General features: G+C 51.5%; 14 protein-coding genes and 2 pseudogenes. 6 read left to right on the forward strand and 10 right to left on the reverse strand.

The genetic code is table 11. From position 1 onward, the window contains the following. Positions 1-394: 394 nt before the first annotated feature. The 5 genes from ET464_RS11805 to ET464_RS11825 all read left to right on the forward strand — a co-directional run bounded on the left by ET464_RS11805 (position 395) and on the right by ET464_RS11825 (position 7,972). Positions 395-1,519, forward strand: coding sequence for a Gfo/Idh/MocA family protein (locus ET464_RS11805; protein ID WP_129441115.1), 1,125 nt, complete (start codon positions 395-397; stop codon positions 1,517-1,519). Positions 1,520-1,559: 40 nt separating this feature from the next. Further along, positions 1,560-2,327, forward strand: coding sequence for a sugar phosphate isomerase/epimerase family protein (locus tag ET464_RS11810; RefSeq protein ID WP_129441117.1), 768 nt, complete (start codon positions 1,560-1,562; stop codon positions 2,325-2,327). Between the two features lie 6 nt (positions 2,328-2,333). Further along, entirely contained in the window at positions 2,334-4,136 is a 1,803-nt protein-coding gene (locus ET464_RS11815) for a TIM barrel protein (RefSeq protein ID WP_129441119.1), read from the forward strand. A gap of 292 nt (positions 4,137-4,428) precedes the next feature. Continuing rightward, positions 4,429-6,204: an ABC transporter ATP-binding protein gene (locus tag ET464_RS11820; RefSeq protein ID WP_129441121.1), complete on the forward strand. Its 1,776-nt coding sequence runs from the start codon at positions 4,429-4,431 to the stop codon at positions 6,202-6,204. Continuing rightward, a complete protein-coding gene (locus ET464_RS11825; protein WP_129441123.1) occupies positions 6,191-7,972 on the forward strand; it encodes an ABC transporter ATP-binding protein in 1,782 nt (593 codons plus the stop codon). Before ET464_RS11820 ends, ET464_RS11825 begins: the two co-directional genes overlap by 14 nt. A gap of 114 nt (positions 7,973-8,086) precedes the next feature. On the opposite strand, the gene ET464_RS11830 is transcribed toward ET464_RS11825, so the two are convergent. From ET464_RS11830 to ET464_RS11875, 10 genes and pseudogenes are all read right to left on the reverse strand, one after another. Next, positions 8,087-8,647 (reverse strand): GNAT family N-acetyltransferase, encoded by a 561-nt coding sequence (locus ET464_RS11830; protein WP_129441125.1) that lies wholly within the window; start codon positions 8,645-8,647, stop codon positions 8,087-8,089. 93 nt (positions 8,648-8,740) lie between these two features. Further along, positions 8,741-9,298, reverse strand: coding sequence for a histidine phosphatase family protein (locus ET464_RS11835; RefSeq protein ID WP_129441127.1), 558 nt, complete (start codon positions 9,296-9,298; stop codon positions 8,741-8,743). 328 nt (positions 9,299-9,626) lie between these two features. Then, the gene (locus ET464_RS11840) at positions 9,627-9,905 is read right to left on the reverse strand and encodes a hypothetical protein (protein ID WP_129444323.1); all 279 of its coding nucleotides are present in this window, start codon (positions 9,903-9,905) and stop codon (positions 9,627-9,629) included. Between the two features lie 45 nt (positions 9,906-9,950). Then, positions 9,951-10,124, reverse strand: coding sequence for a DUF3934 domain-containing protein (locus ET464_RS11845; RefSeq protein WP_129441129.1), 174 nt, complete (start codon positions 10,122-10,124; stop codon positions 9,951-9,953). 122 nt (positions 10,125-10,246) lie between these two features. Further along, positions 10,247-10,611, reverse strand: a pseudogene (locus ET464_RS11850) (winged helix-turn-helix transcriptional regulator). A gap of 277 nt (positions 10,612-10,888) precedes the next feature. Further along, positions 10,889-11,319: pseudogene (locus ET464_RS11855) on the reverse strand (NUDIX hydrolase). 143 nt (positions 11,320-11,462) lie between these two features. Continuing rightward, complete coding sequence (locus tag ET464_RS11860) at positions 11,463-14,375, reverse strand: glycosyl hydrolase 115 family protein (RefSeq protein ID WP_129441131.1); 2,913 nt, start codon at positions 14,373-14,375, stop codon at positions 11,463-11,465. A gap of 321 nt (positions 14,376-14,696) precedes the next feature. After that, positions 14,697-15,593 carry a MetQ/NlpA family ABC transporter substrate-binding protein gene (locus tag ET464_RS11865; protein WP_129441133.1) on the reverse strand — a complete coding sequence of 299 codons (897 nt, stop codon included), beginning with the start codon at positions 15,591-15,593 and terminating at the stop codon, positions 14,697-14,699. Between the two features lie 74 nt (positions 15,594-15,667). Further along, entirely contained in the window at positions 15,668-16,336 is a 669-nt protein-coding gene (locus ET464_RS11870) for a methionine ABC transporter permease (protein WP_129441135.1), read from the reverse strand. Then, a complete protein-coding gene (locus ET464_RS11875) occupies positions 16,333-17,118 on the reverse strand; it encodes a methionine ABC transporter ATP-binding protein (protein WP_129441137.1) in 786 nt (261 codons plus the stop codon). Before ET464_RS11875 ends, ET464_RS11870 begins: the two co-directional genes overlap by 4 nt. 232 nt (positions 17,119-17,350) lie before the next feature. Here ET464_RS11875 and ET464_RS11880 point away from each other — a divergent pair, with 232 nt between their 5' ends. Further along, entirely contained in the window at positions 17,351-18,682 is a 1,332-nt protein-coding gene (locus ET464_RS11880) for an LLM class flavin-dependent oxidoreductase (RefSeq protein ID WP_129441139.1), read from the forward strand. Positions 18,683-18,925 lie beyond the last annotated feature (243 nt).

Below are 18,925 nucleotides of genomic sequence, written 5' to 3' on the forward strand. Positions count from 1 at the left end.
CTTCCAAAAAGGGCGGCATAAATAAAACCGATCCCGCTCGGATTTTCAGAAATAACGGCATTCTTGTCCGTTTGCTGAAATCGGGTTCCTCCGGCGATTGCCTGATGGTTCCAGGCCCGTATCCGCCATAACCTGGCTGTGCAGCGGATCAGGGCTTGCTGATGATTTCATTGTAGCGCTTTCAAATTTGGAATTGAATGATGGATCTTTACAAAACTTGATCTATTTTTACCAATCGCATAAACCGTACCTGCAAGCCGCAACTCCAGCTTAAACTTCCGCGTCTAATCTATCAGATTTGTCCAGTGATTCACCTGCTTTCTCCATTGTGGCAATAGCCTTGTTACGCAATAATGAGAGGGAGATCCGTTCATGGCAAAGGAGAGAAAATGCGATGCACAAAGTGACAGTTGGCGTAATTGGAGCCGGGCATATTAGCGGTATTTACTTAAAAAACTTAACCGAGACGTTTAATGGCGTCGTAAATGTGAAAGCGGTTGCAGATTTGGTGCCCGAGCTGGCCCGCAGCAGAGCGGAACAATTCGGAGTGCCCAACGCCTGGACCGTTGAGGAGCTGCTGGCCGATCCCGAAATCGAGATCGTGCTAAACCTGACAGCCCCTGCCGCTCATGCGCCGGTCAATTTGCAAGCGCTTCATGCCGGCAAGCATGTATATACGGAGAAGCCTTTTGCCTTAACGCGCGAGGATGCCGATGAGGTGCTGGCGCTGGCGGAAGCCAAAGGATTGCGGGTCGGCTGCGCGCCGGATACGTTTTTTGGAGCCGGGCTGCAAACCTGCCGGAAGCTCATTGATGACGGCTGGATCGGCACGCCGTATTCGGCTAACGGCACCATCATTATGGGCAGCGCCACCTCCGGCATGCACCCGAATTTCCGCAACTTCTTGAAGCTTGGCGGAGATCCGGTCATGGATATGGCGCCGTACTTTTTAACCGCGCTGGTCTTTTTGCTTGGTCCGGTACGAAGAGTAACCGGCTCGGCGCAGCAGCTGAAACAGGAAGTTACCATTCTGAATCCGAAGTCGCCGAGTTATGGCGCCAAGGTGCCGGTTGAAGCGCCCACCAATGTGTCGGCCGTCTTCGATTTCCAGTCCGGCGCAGTCGGCAGCCTGCAGGCGGCTAAAGAAAGCTTCGGCTACCGCCCCAGCCTTGAAATCTTCGGAACGGAAGGCAATTTGATCGTGCCTGACCCTAACTTTTTCAGCGGGCCGATCTGGGTGGAATTCCCGAACGGGAACAAAAAAGAAGTGCCGTTTACGCATAACTATACCGAAGACAGCCGGGGCATCGGCGTAGCGGATATGGCCTATGCCATCCGCTCGGAGCGCCCGCATCGCGCAAGCGGCCAGCTGGCGCGCCATGTGCTGGACATTTCGCTTGGCCTATTCGAGTCGTCTAACGAAGGCCGCCATATTGAACTGAATCCTGCCGTGAGCCGTCCGGAACCGCTGCCGCTTGGCTTGAAATATAACCGTCTCGATCTTGGAGAAGAGCTGTAAGCCAATAAAGCTTTTATTATAGAAAGGATGTGCTTGTCCGATGAAAATATTTCCGGTTGCTGTTCAGCCTTACACTGTCCGCGACGCTTTGCGTCAAGATTATTGGGGAACGCTTGAAAAAATTGCCGCGATTGGCTATCAAGGCATTGAGCTTGGCCTGCCTCCTGAAGGCATAACGGCAGAGGAGCAGCTTCAAAGGCTTAACGGCATGGGATTGCAGATCATCGGATCGCATGCCTCCTTCAATAGTTTCGATGTAGACTTTAACCGCCTGATCGGTCATATGCATAAGGCCGGCGGCAAATATATCGCGATTTCGCTAATGTTTGATTCCAAAGACGACGTGTTAAGCAAAGCTGCGCAGCTGAACCAGATCGGAGAGCTATGCCGCGCAGCCGGCATAACGTTCCTGTACCATAACCATGATTGGGAGTTCCGGCAGTACGACGGCGAATATGTGCTTGAAACGATTATGCGCGAAACGGATCCGCAGCTTGTTCAGCTGGAGCTGGATACGTATTGGGTCCGCAAAGGCGGCGAAGACCCGGCTGCGTATTTGGCCAAATGGAAAGGCCGCTGCCCGCTGCTTCACATTAAGGATATGGAACCCGGTGAGGATCAGTATTTTGCTGAAATCGGCGAAGGCATTCTCGACTTCCCGGCTATTGCGCAGGCTGCTGCCGATGCCGGAACGGAATGGCTTGTGGTCGAGCAGGACGGAAGCCGCCGTGATCCGTTGGAAAGCCTGGCGATCAGCTACGGCCATTTGGAGCGGATGAATCTGATCCGGACAACGGCCGCGCGGTAACGGAACATGAATGACACACCATCATGGCCCGAATGGGCGGCTGCCTCAAGCATAGAACCGGACTTTCTTCCTGCCGCCCGGCTTCCTGCTATCCGTTTAGCCGGCGACTTCGTCATGAAGCCGGGAAGCGGACTGGCGCAGCGGGATATTCCGGATTATGAGCTGCTTTATTTTCCGGAAGGAACCGGAACCGTCTACCAGGTTGGCGAGCGTAGCTATACGCTCAGCCAGCCTTGCTTTATTCTCACCAGGCCCGGCGAGGTGCACAGCTACCGGTACGACGGGCATAAGCCCACCCGGCATTTGTTTATTCATTTTTGGCCGCGCTCGCTTCCGGTTGCGGCTTTGCCTCTCCTGCTGCCGGGCGGGCCGGCGGTTATCCCCTATGAAGGCGAATTTCTGCTTTCTTTAATGAAGCAAATCGTTTCCATCGCTCATGCCAGCCCGGAGCGGCTGCAAAAGCGGGGCAGCCTTCTGCTGCTGACATTGCTGTCGGAAATTCACTTTTGGCATGCGGACGGAGGGGCGGCCGGCGCGGCGGTGCGTCTTCCGCCGCAAGTCGAGCTGGCAGTCAGCTTGATCGACCATACGCTGCCTGCGCCGCTGACGGTCGAGGAATTGGCTCAAAAAACAGGCTGGACGCCGGAACATCTGTCCCGTACATTCGTCCGTTATGTAGGCTGCACGCCAAAGGAAATGATGACGCGCCGAAGAATCGACCTCGCCTGCCAGCTGCTGTTGGACGGACAAAAAAGCATTAAAGAAATCGCGTTTGAAGCCGGGTTTACAGATCAGAACTACTTCTGCCGCGTCTTTAAAGCAACGAAAGCGATAACCGCTTCGGAATACCGCAGCAAACATTATCATCCCCGGTATACGGATCTTGCCCGGTTACCGACGGAGAATCGCTTTACCCGTCCAACCGGATTTTCTGGGGCGAACGATAACGATAAAAGGAGGAATTCCCGTCCGATGAACAACGTCCCGTTTCCGTTCCGGACTTCGCTCAACGCCTCTACGCTGTTCCCGTATAAGCTCAATATGGAAGAGCAAATCCGCATTGCGGCCGAAGCCGGGTACGACGGCATTGAAATTTGGATTCGCGATTTGCTCGCTTATACCGGGAGCGGACGATCAGCCGCGCAGCTGAGGCAGCTGGCTGAGCAGGCCGGCATCGAAATCGCAGGCGCAATCTCTTTTATTCCCTGGGCCGACCGCGACGAAGCGGTGCGCGCAGAAGGCCGGCGCCAAGCCGAAGAAGAGCTGGCGATGCTGGCCGAGCTGGGCTGTCCCGCATTTGCCGCCCCGCCGTTCGGCAATGTCCGCGATATGCCGCCGGCACAAATCGCCGCGTATTACGCCGAACTTGCTGAACAAGCGAAACCGTACGGCATTACGCCGATTTTAGAATTTTGGGGCAGGTCGCCTGTACTGGCTACGCTTGGCGAAGCGCTTGACATTGCATCGCTAAGCGGGCTGCCTCAAGTTCCGCTGCTGCTTGACCCGTTCCATCTGTATACCGGGGGAAGCAATCTCGCTGATCTGTCCCGGCTAAGCAGTGCGGACATCGGCATGTTCCATGCCAATGATTACGCCGCGGTTCCGCCGAAAGCTTCCATAACCGATGCCGACCGCCTGTTCCCGGGAGACGGCATTGCTCCATCCGCTGCGCTTGCTGCTGCTTTGGCGGGCTGCGGATACCGCGGCTTTGTATCGCTGGAGCTGTTCGCCGCCGATTACGAAGGCCGGACCGCGCTCGAGACCGCCCGGTACGGCCTTGCCAAAATGAAAACAGCGTATGCCGTCTGATGCAGCGAGCATTCGCAATCGGCGATGACGCAGTCCGGCGGGACGGCATAACCTCAAGCCTCAATTTCAATGACCGTTTCGCAGCGGCGTCATAAACAAATGCGGCAAAGAATACAATGATACGGTTGCTCAAGCGGCAGCCGCGGATCCGTCCGCGGCTGCCCTGTTTGTGAGAGGAAAAAAAACAAATCATTCCACTCTATTCCAAATTTCTATGATATAATCTGCTATAGTTTTTTTGAAATGCCGGATTGATGAGCTTCAGAAACTTACAAAAGCTGGTGATAATCAAATGTTTCAATTGAAGTGGCTGTGGCACAATTTGAGAGGCGACCGGGCGCGATATATTATAGCGTTATGCCTCTCGGTCGTAGGCTGCTCGCTTACGATCATTAACCCCTACCTCGGTCAGCGCATCGTGGATACCTTCCTTGCCGGGCCCGATGCCGCGCACAATTTGTCGGACAAACGCTCGCTGCTGATCGGCCTTTGCATAGGCATGGTCGGCTTTTCTCTGCTGCGCACAAGTCTGGCTTATTTTACGACGATGCTGTACGAACGTTCTTCGCAGAACATGCTGTACCGTGTCCGGATTTTTTTGTACAACAAGATCCAAGGGCAAGACATGAATTATTACGATCATAACCGTACCGGGGATTTAATGACCAAAATGACCGGCGACCTCGATATGGTGCGGCACACGATGGCATGGATTATTAAAACGATCATCGAGTCGCTGACCATTTTCGTAGCAGCTGTCATTTATTTTTTCTACATCGACGTAGAACTTACATTATGGCTGCTCTTGCTTTCTCCGCCGATCTTTATCGTGGCGTTTCTGTTTGCCAAACGCGTCCGTCCGATGTACACCGACCTTCGGGAGCGCTTGTCTCAGCTCAATACGATTACGCAGGAGAACATCGCAGGCAACCGTGTTGTGAAAGCGTTCGCGCGCGAGCCATACGAAGTGCAAAAGTTTCACGACAAAAACGTCAACTTCTCCAAAGCCAATAAAGCGGCAGCGATGGTATGGCTCGACTACTTCCCTTACCTCGAGACGCTTGCGCAAGGCTTTACCGTCGTGCTGCTGCTGGCGGGCGGTCTGCTTGTAATGGACGCGCGCATTACATTCGGCGAATTTTCCGCCTTTTCTGCGCTTGTGTGGGGGTTGTCCAACCCGATGCGCAACATCGGCATCATCATTAACGATATCCAGCGCTTCTTCGCCAGCCTGAACAAAATCGTGGATGTGTATTACGCTCATCCGGATATCGTCAATGGGCATAACGCAGTGGTGAAACGCCGTTATAAGGGGCGCATCCAATTCGAAAATGTCAGCTTCAAATACGATAACGCCACCGTGCTGAAAAATATCAGCTTTACGGTAGAGCCCGGCGAAACGATTGCGATTATGGGCGCTACCGGTTCCGGCAAAACGACGCTCATTAATTTGATTCCGCGTTTTTATGACGTTACGGAAGGCCGCGTCCTTGTTGACGGTACCGACGTCCGCAAGCTGGAGCTCGACGAGCTGCGCGGCAATATTGGCGTAGCAACGCAAGATGTGCTGCTGTTCTCCGATACGATCGACGGGAATATCGCTTACGGCGATCCCGATATGCCGGAGGAGGACGTGCAGAAGTTTGCGAAGCTGGCCGCTGCGCATGATTTTATTACGAAAATGCCGGATGGCTACGATACAATTGTAGGCGAGCGCGGTGTCGGGTTGTCCGGCGGGCAAAAGCAGCGTATCGCGCTGGCCCGGGCGATGGCCGTGCAGCCACCGATCCTCATCCTCGACGATACGACATCGGCCGTTGACCTTGAGACCGAAGAGCATATTCAGCGGAGCTTGCGGGAGCTGGATTTTGCCTGCACCAAAATCATTATCGCCCAGCGCGTATCGACAACGGCGGAAGCCGACCGGATCCTCATTCTGGACAACGGCCGCGTCGTCGAAGACGGCACGCATGCCGAGCTGCTCGCTAAACGGGGCTATTATTACGAAGTATTTATGCTGCAAAATGAAGGCATTGGAAGGCAGGTGACGGCTAATGGCCCGAAATAAGTTCGACATCGACGAAAATTTGGAATCGCCGTTTGATATCCGGCATTTCCGGCGCGCGCTTGTCTACATTCGAAAGCAGCAGACTCCGATGATTATCGCCTTTATATTAAGCGCTTTATCGGCAGGCATCGCGCTTTCCGCGCCGCTTATTATTCAGCATGTCGTCGACGTGACGATCCCGGCCAAAGATAAATCGGGTCTCGTCTTCTGGTCGGCGCTTACGCTTGCGACAATTGTGGTCAGCGTCGTGCTGGCTACCATCCGGTCGCGAATTATGACGAGCGTCGGCCAGGATATTATTTTTGACATCCGTACCGACTTGTTTAAGCATTTGCAGGAGCTGCCGTTCCAATATTATGACGACCGGCCGCAAGGGAAAATTTTGATTCGGGTCGTCAATTACGTTAACGCCGTATCGGATGTGTTGTCCAACGGGATCATTAACTTTATTCTCGAAATATTGAACCTGCTGTTTATCGCGATCTTTATGTTTGCCGTCGATGTGAAGCTGTCGCTTGTCATTTTGGCGGGATTGCCGGTCTTTATGTGCGTGATTTTGCTAATTAAAACCAGGCAGCGCCGGGCATGGCAGGCGGTATCGAATAAAAGCTCCAACCTGAACGCTTATTTGCAGGAGAGCATCAGCGGCATTCGTGTGACGCAAATTTTTACCCGTGAAAAACATAACGAAGGCTTGTTCACGCGGCTTGCTACCAGCTACCGCGATACATGGATGAGAACGATGTATTTGAACTTCCTTATTCCGTTCTCGGTCGATAACCTCGCAACGATTGTCACCACGGCTATTTATTTTGTAGGCCTTCTCGCGCTGAGCCCGGGAGAAGTGACGTTTGGCGTGATCTTGGCCATGAGCAGCTATGCAGCCCGCTTCTGGCAGCCAATCCTGAATATTTCCAACTTGTACAACAGCTTTATTAACGCTGTCGCATATTTGGAACGGATATTCGAAACGCTTGATGAGAAGGTAACGATCAGCGACGTTCCGGATGCGCTCGCATTGCCGCCTATTCAAGGCCGCGTTACGTTCGACGATGTGACGTTCGCTTACGACCCGGGCCATAACATTCTGGAGCATTTAAGCTTTGATGTACGGCCGGGCGAAAGCATCGCCCTTGTTGGTCCGACCGGCGCCGGCAAAACAACCGTCGTCAACCTGATCTCCCGTTTCTACAACATTTCAGGCGGGCAGATCCGGATTGACGGGCATGACATTTCGGAAGTAACGCTGAAGTCGCTGCGCAGCCAGATGGGCATTATGCTGCAGGACAGCTTTATTTTCTCCGGCACCATTATGGATAATATCCGTTACGGGAAGCTGGACGCTACGGAAGAAGAAGTGATTGCCGCAGCCAAGACGGTATGCGCGGACGAATTTATCCGCGAATTTGAGGACGGTTATATGACGGAAGTGAACGAACGCGGCTCGAAGCTGTCCCAAGGGCAGCGGCAGCTCATTTCATTCGCCCGCACGCTGCTCGCTGATCCGCGCATCCTTATTCTGGACGAAGCTACTTCGTCCATTGACGCCCGGACCGAACGGCTGCTGCAGAAAGGCTTAAACGAGCTTTTGAAAGGCCGGACCTCGTTTATTATTGCGCACCGGCTGTCCACCGTTAAAAACTGCGACCGCATTATGTATGTCGCCGATAAAGGCATCGCAGAAAGCGGCTCGCATGATGAACTGATGGCGCTGCGCGGACGTTATTACAAGCTGTACACCGCGCAAAAGATGGAAACCTCCGCGTAAAGCCGGCGTAGAGCACGGGAAAGAGTCCCCTTTATCATTTCAGATGATGAAGGGGACTCTTTTTTTAATAATGAAGCTTGTCCAAGCATGTCTCCGCCTAAAGCCGGATTAGCGCTATAGCTGCTTCAGCACGCTGTAGATTTCCAAATCGATGACCCCTTTACCCGACCAAAAGGCAGCTTGCCGTAACGTTCCTTCTTTCATGAAGCCGTTCTTCAGCAGCACCTTCTTGGATCTTTCATTGGGAGGCATGACTTCCGCCTGAATCCGGTTAACACCGGCCTCCTCAAACAAAAACGCTGTCAGCGCTTGAACCGCCGAGGTTGCCAAACCTTGCCCCCAATGCTTCTCCGCCAAAAAATAGCCGATGGTCACCATGTTTACCCTCGGACTGAAATCAAAGGCTTCCATAATGCCGACCGGCTGGTCCGTTCCGTCATGGCTGAATATGCCCCATTTGATCCGCTGCCTCTTGTTCCAGTCCCGCTCGAAGTGCCCGATCATCGACTGAACCGTTTTTTTGTTATGCTTTGGAATTATTCCGCAATATTCAAATACGCGGTCATTGCTATAAATGTCGTATACCGCATCCAGATGGCGGTCTTCGATCTTTTGAAGGCTTATGGTATCGGATTGGATAACGGGGAATGTATGAAAGACTGCTTCCAGATTCATAGATTTGGCGGCTCCTTTGTAGAGATCGTACACTTGCAGGGCTGCTTTACGGGCAAAGATGAAGAATGTCTTCAGGCAAAGCAAAGAGACTTGTTAATTTCCGTTCAGCCCGCCTTCCCAAATGCGTTGAACAGAAGGCTTGTTCTCCCGAAAAGAAAGATGGAATACATCCGGATTGGACATGGCCTCCCAAGTTTCAAACCCGATACGGCTGTCAAAATGTTTAAGAAGCAGCGCAATCAAGTTGCCATGAGAAACCACTACAATATGTTGTTTTTCGCTGTTCAGCGCTTCTGCAACTACACAAGCGGCACGCTCCATAGCCGCATAACTCGATTCTCCGCCTTCATAACATAAATGCAGGTCATCAAATGTCAGGCGCAGCATATCACGCCACTCCGGCCTGCCCGGGTGTGACAGCATCCGTTCTTGTAAACGCTCATCCACGGATATTCCGATGCCGATTCGCCCGGACAGCGGCTGGACGGACTGGCATGCTCTCTTGAAAGGGCTGGAAATAATCGCGTCGATTTTTTTATTCGATAGAAACCTAGCGAGCAATTCCGCCTGCTCCATGCCGGCCGGGGTTAACGGAGCATCCGCTTCTTGCCCCTCTGCCTTGCAATGCCTCACGATATAAATATGTTTCACAAGCATCCTCCTACCGGTCAGCCGTCAGCCGTTCAGACGGTTCATTCCTTCGAATGGCTTCCTAGCCGCAGTATTCCTTTATACTATAGCATACGTTATCCAGTTATTGGGTTTCTGGACATAAAAAAAGACACAGAATCAATTCTCCGCGTCTTTTCACATTAAGCAGTATACATAAACCGGTTCATTGCGGAAATAGCCCGCTCGGCGATCGATTGCACCTCCAGCTATACATTAGCTGGTATAGAGGATACAAGACTGCTGCCTGCAGGTTATTCCTAATAATTATAAGGCTGGAATCCCGTTCTGACGGAACGGCGGATCTGGCCTACAGATTTTTGGTCGCAGTGTCCAGCATCGCTTGCCAATTGGCAAACTCCGTCTCTCTTGCTACATGCCGGTCGAATAATTCGTCCGGAATATTATGAATCTCCTCCAGCGTATCCGCCTGGAAGTTGCCCTTCTCCATAAACTCCGCAAAGCTGCCCATATTCGAATGTTTTGCCATAAACGACTCATGGAACAACTTCTCAAGCGGCATATGATTTGGATCATCTTGAGCCTTTTTCTGGCCCTTTAATTCCAGCAACAGATCATCAAATGACATTGGCTTATGTTTTCCCAAACGATCACTCCTAATAGTTTTATTGGATTATTTCTGATTTATATCGGCTTTAGCGGTTGCAGCCGTTGTTTCACTTTTTCTTTTCGTCCCCTTGCTCTTGTACGGTTTAGGCGCATTTTTGGCCCGGTTAGCGCTTGCCTGCCAGCGATTCCAGCCTTTTTTGTCCGTTCCTCTGCCTGTGCCGCCTTTACTTTTACTCAAACCACCACTCCGTTGTTCGTAAATTGGCTAACGATTGTTCACTGCGGCTTGCGGTAACACCGCCATGTTAACCCCCCTCTATATCATAACCATAGGAAGGGATAAAATAAAACCTTTCTTATTCACTTCTTGCCAGACGCTGTATCCTCCCATAAAACGATATGTTCTCCTTGCTGCTGTCTTCGTTTAATGTTTTCTTTGCCCCAGGAACACATCGCATCGACAATTTTGTTAGCTGTAACGCCGTATTCCGTCAGGCTGTATTCCACCTTTGGCGGCATTTGCTGGACACATGCCTTTTTACAATTTCATCCCGTTCAAGCTCGCGAAGCTGCTGAATCAGCACCTTTTGCGAAGTGCCGTCAATACTGCGCTGCAATTCGCTTGTTCGCTTCGCACCGGACATTAATGCTCAAATAATTAGAGCTTTCCACTTCCCGCCTACGATCTCAAGTGTTGCCTCTATGCCGAGATTATATTGCTTCATAGAATCACACCTCGTTTATGCTAAGCTTATACAGCTTATCTAACCCTTTATTGTTGCATATCATTTCAAAGCCGTCCAGTACACACATTGAAGTAACTACCTTACTTCAATGTGTGTATTTTTTTTTTGAAGAGCAGCAACATAATGATGGTATTCCGAAAAAGGAAACAAGGCGGTTCAAACGTGCGACACGGCCTGTGGAAGGAGAATTCATCATGAAAACACTTATAATTTTAGCGCATCCGAACCTGAAGGCTTCAAGGATGAACCGGCGCTATTATTCCTTGCTTGCTCTAGCCAGCTCAGCTCTTCTAATGCTTTCTTTAGTCCAAGGCGGCGCTTGCGGATGGTTCATAATATCGCCGAAGGCCATCCAATGCACAGCGTCGACCTCATCAGCGCTTTTGCAATAAGCGGTTCCGCTTTTGTATTCGCAAAGGAAAACCATATTGATGACGCTGCGCCCATCCCCGTCACGAAAGAAGAGCTGTACACAAAGTGAACCTCATCTTGCAGTTCAATGCCCACCTCTTCGAAAATTTCCCGTTTGACCGCGCGCTCCACGATTTCCAGTCCGGCGTCTTCCGGGTCAACTTTCCCGCCCACTAGAGACAAGACGCCCGCGGCATGTTCTTCTTTGCTGCTTCTTGTAATAAGAAGCCATTGATCTTCCTTGCGGACAGCGCCTTCAACGTTCACAATAAACATCGCTTCTGCTCCCTTCGATTTTTTCCATATTTTATAAATGAAAGCCGCCTGATCCTATTCTAACAAAGTTTAGGACGAACGATAACCGTCCGTATCATCGGCCGTATCCCCCCAAAAAAAGAGGGGCTTGCCGCCCCTCTTTTTTACTGGTTATTTTCGCCAATATAATAAGTCTCCGGCGGTCCCAAGTAGCTTACCGGCGGTTTTTTGCCTGCCGGGGAGATAATCAGCTTCTCCAGTACAAATCCCGGGCTCACCGCAAATATTTTTAAAGTATTCAGGCCGCTGCGGCAATCGACTATGCTGCTATGACGGCGAATGTTATCCAATACGCCGGCAGCCCACTCCGCGTTGGAGTCGGTTATTTTTTTGCCTCTTGAAACGGTATTCCATATTTGGAGCTGTCCGTCATTCGCCTGGATCCCGTAATATAGCGTATTGTCCGCGGTAACCGGGTTCGAAGGCTGCATATACAGCTCAACCTCATAACCTCCGGCTTCATGAACGACGAACCGGTATTCCAAATACGGTGCATCTTCGCCTGCTGTAAAATACCGGTTCGTCGGAAACACCTTCATAGCCGATAAGGTTCTGCCATACCCTTGGATCGCTTGGAAACCGGCTGACGGCTGTGCGGCTCCCGCTTCTGTATGCATGGCATCCTGTTTGGCAAAATAGTGCTCGGCTTCAATCGCTATATAGCCGTCGACGTCCACATAAGTGTTCGCCGGCCAGCCGTGAAGCTCCGGCAGCTTGGCGTCTACGATAATCGTGCAGACTCCGCTCGGCAGCTTCACAGCGATGCCGGCTTCGGTCTCCTGCCCCATCAGGCTGCGGTCGATTCGTACCGTAATTGTATCTGCCGCTTTGCTGGTGCCGTTCAGCACGCCTTGATAAGCCGAGCAGGTTAACCATGGCGTTTCGCAGATGATTTCATACGGCGCCTCCAAATCGCTGATGCTGTAGATGGTGAAGGAGGCCGCCGTTACATCCGGCTGCCTGAAATTCATACGAAGCTGATTCACATGCCAGCCGCTTCCTTCCGAATGCTGGCCGGTGCCGTCTATGGAGACGCTTAATCTCGGTTTGCCGGCAGGCATCGCATGCATGAGAACCGGGTATTTGCATTCGTCCTCGTTCCACCTGGTAAAGCCGATATGTTCGGACAAGCCCATGCCATACCATCTTCCGTTGTCGATCGCGTGGTATTCCTCCACCAGCTCCCGGTCCCGCTTCATGCAGGCCTGAATTTGCTCCGCAAGCCAGTTCGCTTCCATCCGGTTCAACCGGGCAGCATAATGGTTTTTGCCGGTCAGCAGCTGCATCCTGTGCACGTTCAAGTTGCCCATCGCCGGATAATACACCAACGAGAAGAAGCCCGGCAGCGTCTCTTCATCAAACCGCGCATACAGCTCGTTCGCAAGGTCCATCAGCTGCCCGATCTCCGCAAGCAGCCTGTCGGCCTCCCGGTAATGAACCGGATGGTACACATCTGCATTCATCGCCTCCGGTTTGCGGTTATGGGCGATTTTCGTATAACCGTTGATGAGACGGTGGATGTTCGCCACATCTTGCGCTTCGCATGCGGCACCAAACTGACGCTCGACCCATAAGCGGGTGTATTCGTCCGTTTGATTTATTGCGCCCGTTCCCCAGCGGTCAAAATCATAAGCCAAGTCCAGAAAATATGCTAAAGGGAATTCCTGCGTGCCGATGTCCCCTACGTTAACGATCCACAAATCGCGGACGCCAAAATCATACGCCATGCTCATTTGCTCCCATACCTTCGGCAAATAAGTGCTGTTCACCCATTCATAGGAGATCGGCCCGCCATGATAGTCAAAGTGGTAATACATCCCGTAGCCGCCCTTATGAGAACGCATCTCCTCGGTAGGCAGCGTCCGCAAATTGCCGAAGTTATCGTCGCAGAGCATCAGAATAACGTTCTCCAGATCCTCCGAGCCGATTAACCCCGGTGTCTGTTCATCTCCGTAAAAGAAAGGCTCCACTTCTTTATATAACGCCAGCATCCGCGGCACCTGCTCCAGGTCGGGACTCACATGCTCGCGGATCAACCGGTTTTGTGTCCGCAATACGTCCCGAAGCAGATTGATATTGTCGGCAAAAGTCGCTTCCTTCCCCATAATCGCCGTATCGGCTTCGCCGCGCATCCCGACGGTGATCACGTTCTCAAACTTGCCGCTTCGCTTCAAGCCGTCCGCCCAAAACCGGGTGATGCCTTCTTCATTCGTCCGGAAGTTCCAGGCATCGCCGTAGATCGAATCTTTGCCCCGCAAATACTTGTATTCTTCGCCTTGGCGCAGGCACGGTTCATGGTGGGAAGCTCCCATGACGACGCCGTATTCGTCCGCCAGCTCCGAGTTGGCAAGCCCCGGGCCGTCGTCGTGGAAACGGGCCGACCACATGGCGGGCCACAAATAGTTTCCTTTCAGCCGAAGCAGCAGTTCAAAGACATGATCGTACGCCTGCGCATTAAATCCGCCAAAACGCTGATGGCACCATGTTCCGAAAGCCGGCCACTCATCATTAATAAAAAATCCTCTGTAACGGACCGACGGCTCTTTCGATACATGCTTATAATCCGCGTCTAACCTAAATTCCTCTTGCTTCCGCGGCTTAATGCCGTTCCAGTCCACATACGGCGACACGCCTAACAGCTCGGACAGATGGAACAATCCGTAGATCGTGCCTCGTTTATCGCTTCCGGCAATAACAAGCCTTTTGCCTGTTTGCTCCCCAGCGGCATCAATAACCTGGAAGGCATACACTTCGTTTTTGCCTCTAATTTCATTAAGGTCAACCAAACCCTGTTCCGACAGCCTCTCCAGCACCGGGCTCCGGCCGATGGTGCCGTAAATAACCGCGCTGGAAGCGAGTTCGGCATAATCCTCCGCCGATCCTGGCCGAACGCCAAATACGGACTCGATATCTTTCAAGACCTTATCTGCAATTTTGTGTACGCCGCTGTATGCTTCCTTTTCCCGATAGAAGAAAGCGCCTTCTTTCAAGGTTTTGGGATTAATGATAAAGTTCATGCCTTCCTCCTTCTATTCGCCGCGCCAATGTATTTTGCGCATCCAATCTATCGTATCGTGATTGCGCACATATTTCATATCAATTTTGAGGCATGAATCAACGATTTATTGCTATAAAGCAGCAAGCCCGCCCTTCCTTATCCCGTTCTAAGCGTGACCCGAAGATGACTGCCTCTGCATACACCTTGAAAAAACAAGCGGCGACCTCTCCCCGGTATATTCCGGGAAACGATCGCCGCTTCATGCGCTTTTTACACTTTTCTTCTTTACTTAACTTGAATAGGGCCGTTTCGGCTGAAAAGCATGCTGCTCAAAGTAAGTTTAGAACGCCGGAACAACCGCTACACCGTATTTATCTTCAATAAACTTTTTCACTTCCGGTGTTGTTAACGCGGCATCCAGCTTCTTAATCTCATCCCGGTTCTCGTCCCCTTTTCTCACCACAATAACGTTCGCGTAAGGCGAGTTTGCGTCTTCCCTGAACAAGGCGCTTTTCGGGTCGATTTTAGCTTCCAGAACCAGGTTTGTGTTAATGATCGCTCCGTCCAGATCCGGCAGCGATCTTGGCAATGTCGCGGAATCGGCTTCGATGAATTTCAGCTTTTTCGGATTGTCGACGATATCCTTCGGTGTTGCTTCATAATTCGTCAGCCCGTCTTTGAGCTTGATCAGCCCTTGCTGCTGCAGGAGAACAAGCGCGCGATATTCATTGGATGGATTGTTCGGAATGCCGATCGTAGCTCCTTCCTTAATCTCATCCTTCGATTTGAGCTTATTCGAATAGAAGCCGATCGGCTCTACATGCACTTTCGTCGTCACGACAAAGTCGTAGCCCTTCTCGTCTTTGACGGAGTCCAGATAAGGAACATGCTGGAAGTAGTTGGCATCAATCTGCTTCTCCTGCAAAGCCGGATTCAGCTGCCCTTCATCGTCGAGCACTTTAATCTCCAGATTAATGCCTTCCTCTTTAAGCTTCGGCTTAATAAATTCCAAAATTTCGGCATGCGGCACGGCTGCTGCTCCGACTTTTAACGTGACTTCTTTAACCGGCTCGGAAGCGGACGGAGACGGGCTGTCGCCCGCGCTTGGTTCGGCCGAAGCTTGCGAAGAAGCATTGCCGGAAGACCCGTTGTTATTGTTATTCGAACCGCAAGCTGCGGCAATCAAGCTCACGACAAACAGCAACGCAACAGCAACTACCATTTTTTTCTTAGACATTTTCTCTCCCGCTTTCTTTTTATATGTGATAGAGATGGAAACCTAAAAATCACCTTTGTGTAGACAAACCAAAATCATTCCAGCTTATAACGCTTGTTGTGAACGGACTTCGCTATTCCGTCGCCGGTCCACTGAATCGCTTGAATCAGAAGAATGATAACCAGGACCGTGGCGAACATGATATCCTCCCGGAATCGCTGATAACCGAATCGGATCGCTAAACTTCCCAGCCCGCCGGCCCCAATAGCTCCGGCAACCGCCGTTAATTCGGTAATCCCGATGATGGCAATTGTTACGCCTCGAACAAGCGTTGGCAGCGCTTCGGGAATGAGAACCCGGAAAATAATCGTTACGGGCGAAGCGCCAATCGAGATGGCCGCTTCAATCTTCCCCGCGCTTACTTCCTTCAGCGAATTTTCGACTATTCGCCCTAGGAAAGGGGCTGCGCCAATGGATAGCGCAACGATAGCTGCGGTTGGGCCAAGCGATGTTCCAACGATCAGACGCGCTAAAGGGAGCAGCAGCACGATCAGGATAATAAACGGAATCGATCGGATAACATTAATGAAGAAGCTAATTGTCTTGTTGATTTTCACCGACTGCAGGACATGCCCTTTGTCGGTTACAACAAGCAAAATGCCAAGCGTCAATCCTAATAGAAGAGCAAAGAAGGAGGACCAGGCCACCATATAAAGCGTCTCGCGAAGAGCTTTCCATAGAAGGTCGAACAGATCGTTCCTCATATGCCCTCCCCCAATCCTTCTATGAAGCCGCGCCGCGTCCGATACTGCTCCAGAACGCCTACGAACCTCCGCGCGGTATCGCTCTCCGGATTCAAGAACAGTTTTTCAACTGGACCGGTTTCAACAATGCGCCCATTCTCGATAACAGCCATGCTATCGCATATATGCTGGAGCACTTCCAATTCGTGCGTAATAAGCACGATCGTCAGCTTTAACTGGCGATTAATATCCTTTAGCAGCTCCAGAATGGAATAAGTCGTCTCGGGATCGAGAGCCGAAGTCGCTTCATCGCTTAGAAGCACATCCGGATCATTCGCAAGCGCGCGGGCAATCCCCACCCTTTGCTTTTGCCCCCCGCTAAGCTGTGCCGGGTATGCCCCTTCCTTGTCGGACAGCTTAACCAAATCCAGAATCTCACGGACACGCTGCCGAATCTTCTCCCTTGGATGGCCGGCGACCACGAGCGGAAACGCGACATTCTGGTATACGGTTTTACCGTCTAACAAATTAAAGTGCTGAAAGATCATGCCAATCTTCTGCCGAGCCTTCCGAAGGCTGCGGCCTTTCAATTGCGTAATATCGTCGCCTCCAATCCAGATACGCCCTGAATCCGGCTCTTCCAGCCGGTTCATGCACCGAATCAGCGTGGATTTGCCGGCACCGCTAACGCCGATAACACCAAAAATTTCCCCTTTGGGTACCTGCAGATCAATGCGGTCCAGCGCCAGAATGCTTCCTTTTGTCGTCTGATAGCTTTTGCTCAGTTGCTCCACGCGAATCAAGTCGTCACCTCCACATGCAAATAAAAAAAACTAAGCCTGCCGCCCTTTATCGAAGGACGGGTACTTAGTTTCCAGACGTCTGGTCAACTACATGACTTTATATTTAATTCACATTATTCCGATGTGCTTTTACAAATTTAATTCATTTCCCACAAAGTGTCAATATCTTTCCAAAAGGAAACTTATTAATTATACTATTCGCATAATATTACTTGTATTTGGGAGGTTTCTTATGCGTACTGCAACACGCCAAATGAAACTATCGGCTTATTTGGTCGGAACCGGCATGCACGTCGCCTCGTGGAGGCTGCCGCAGGCGCTCCCCGGCGCCAGCATTGACATCGACTACTACAAAAAGCTTGCAAGAACAGCCGAGAAAGGTAAATTCGATATCGCTTTTCTAGCGGACAGTCTAGCAATTAATGAAGTCTCTCACCCGAACATTCTCAACCGCTATGAACCGATCACCCTGATCGCTGCGATGGCAGGCGCTACAGAGCGAATCGGCATTGTTGCCACGGCGTCTACCTCCTACATCGAGCCCTTCAACCTTGCCCGGCTGCTCATGTCCGTCGATCATATTAGCAAAGGCCGGGCCGGCTGGAACATTGTCACAACCCGTGATCTATCAGGCAACACTGCGAGAAATTTCGGCGCCGAAGAGCACCTTGAGCATGGATTTCGCTACCGGAGGGCGACTGAGTTTCTGGAAGTGGTACTTGGACTGTGGGACAGCTGGGAGGACGACGCTTTTATTTACGACAAGGAAAGCGGCGTGTTCTTCGATCGCAGCAAGCTTCATCGGCTCCAGCACAAGGGGGAGTTTTTCTCGGTAGAAGGCCCTTTGAATATCGCCCGCTCCCCCCAAGGACGCCCCGTACTCGTTCAAGCCGGCGTCTCCGATTCCGGCCAGGAACTCTCATCCCGGGTTGGAGAGGTTATCTTCTCGATCAAATACGATTTCGACGATGCAAAGGCTTACTATGACGCCTTCAAAAATAAAGTGGCTGCCGCCGGACGAAACCCGGAGCAGGTCTATATTTTACAAGGCATCTCGCCCATTATCGGCTCTACGGATGAAGAAGCGAGAGAGAAGAGAAACCAGCTGGAGTCGCTTATTCCCGAAGAAACCGGCATCGGCTTTTTGTCCGATTATTTTCACGGCTTCGCCGACCTTAGCGGCTTTTCCTTGGACGACCGGGCCAAAGATGCCGGACTAGACCGCCTCCCGATGACCAAAACCGATTACTTGAAACATCAGCCGATTATTTCCCGGATAAATCCGACGCTTCGCGAAGTATACTCCCTGCTCACCGGATCGTTCAGCGGCGATCATCTGGTCGGCACCCCGGAGAAGATTGCCGATACGTTAGAGCATTGGTTCCGGCACCGCGCCGCAGACGGCTTTATGCTGATGGCGCCTTCGTTGCCGGACGGATTGGAAGATTTCGTCGATCATGTCGTCCCGATCTTACAAAAGCGGGGCTTGTTCCGTACGGAATACGAAGGCACTACCTTAAGGGAGCATCTTGGCCTTCCGTTCCCGGTAAACCGCTACGTTTGATTCGGTGCTGCCAGCGATACATTAACGAGGAAGCCCGCGCAGCCTTTAAACATACAGAATTAGAGAAGCAAAAAGCCCAGGCAGCATGTCTGCTTGGGCTTACGGACTTTTGAAATCATTTATGCGGAACGAAACTGCCGCATTTCATTGCTGGATCGCTTTTCAATCTGTTTGACCTAATCCGGAAGTAAATGTACACGATGCGTGATCCAAAAAACTCGATTTATTTGCTTAGTTTTCGCG

Source organism: Paenibacillus protaetiae (assembly GCF_004135365.1).
Taxonomy (GTDB): Bacteria; Bacillota; Bacilli; order Paenibacillales; family Paenibacillaceae; genus Paenibacillus_AP; species Paenibacillus_AP protaetiae.

Bases quoted from the DNA above. Each gene is read 5' to 3' on its own strand.
- ET464_RS11805 (WP_129441115.1), top strand. From the start codon at position 395: ATGCACAAAGTGACAGTTGGCGTAATTGGAGCCGGGCATATTAGCGGT.
- ET464_RS11810 (WP_129441117.1), top strand. From the start codon at position 1,560: ATGAAAATATTTCCGGTTGCTGTTCAGCCTTACACTGTCCGCGACGCT.
- ET464_RS11815 (WP_129441119.1), top strand. From the start codon at position 2,334: ATGAATGACACACCATCATGGCCCGAATGGGCGGCTGCCTCAAGCATA.
- ET464_RS11820 (WP_129441121.1), top strand. From the start codon at position 4,429: ATGTTTCAATTGAAGTGGCTGTGGCACAATTTGAGAGGCGACCGGGCG.
- ET464_RS11825 (WP_129441123.1), top strand. From the start codon at position 6,191: ATGGCCCGAAATAAGTTCGACATCGACGAAAATTTGGAATCGCCGTTT.
- ET464_RS11830 (WP_129441125.1), bottom strand. From the start codon at position 8,647: ATGAATCTGGAAGCAGTCTTTCATACATTCCCCGTTATCCAATCCGAT.
- ET464_RS11840 (WP_129444323.1), bottom strand. From the start codon at position 9,905: ATGTCATTTGATGATCTGTTGCTGGAATTAAAGGGCCAGAAAAAGGCT.
- ET464_RS11860 (WP_129441131.1), bottom strand. From the start codon at position 14,375: ATGAACTTTATCATTAATCCCAAAACCTTGAAAGAAGGCGCTTTCTTC.
- ET464_RS11865 (WP_129441133.1), bottom strand. From the start codon at position 15,593: ATGTCTAAGAAAAAAATGGTAGTTGCTGTTGCGTTGCTGTTTGTCGTG.
- ET464_RS11870 (WP_129441135.1), bottom strand. From the start codon at position 16,336: ATGAGGAACGATCTGTTCGACCTTCTATGGAAAGCTCTTCGCGAGACG.
- ET464_RS11880 (WP_129441139.1), top strand. From the start codon at position 17,351: ATGCGTACTGCAACACGCCAAATGAAACTATCGGCTTATTTGGTCGGA.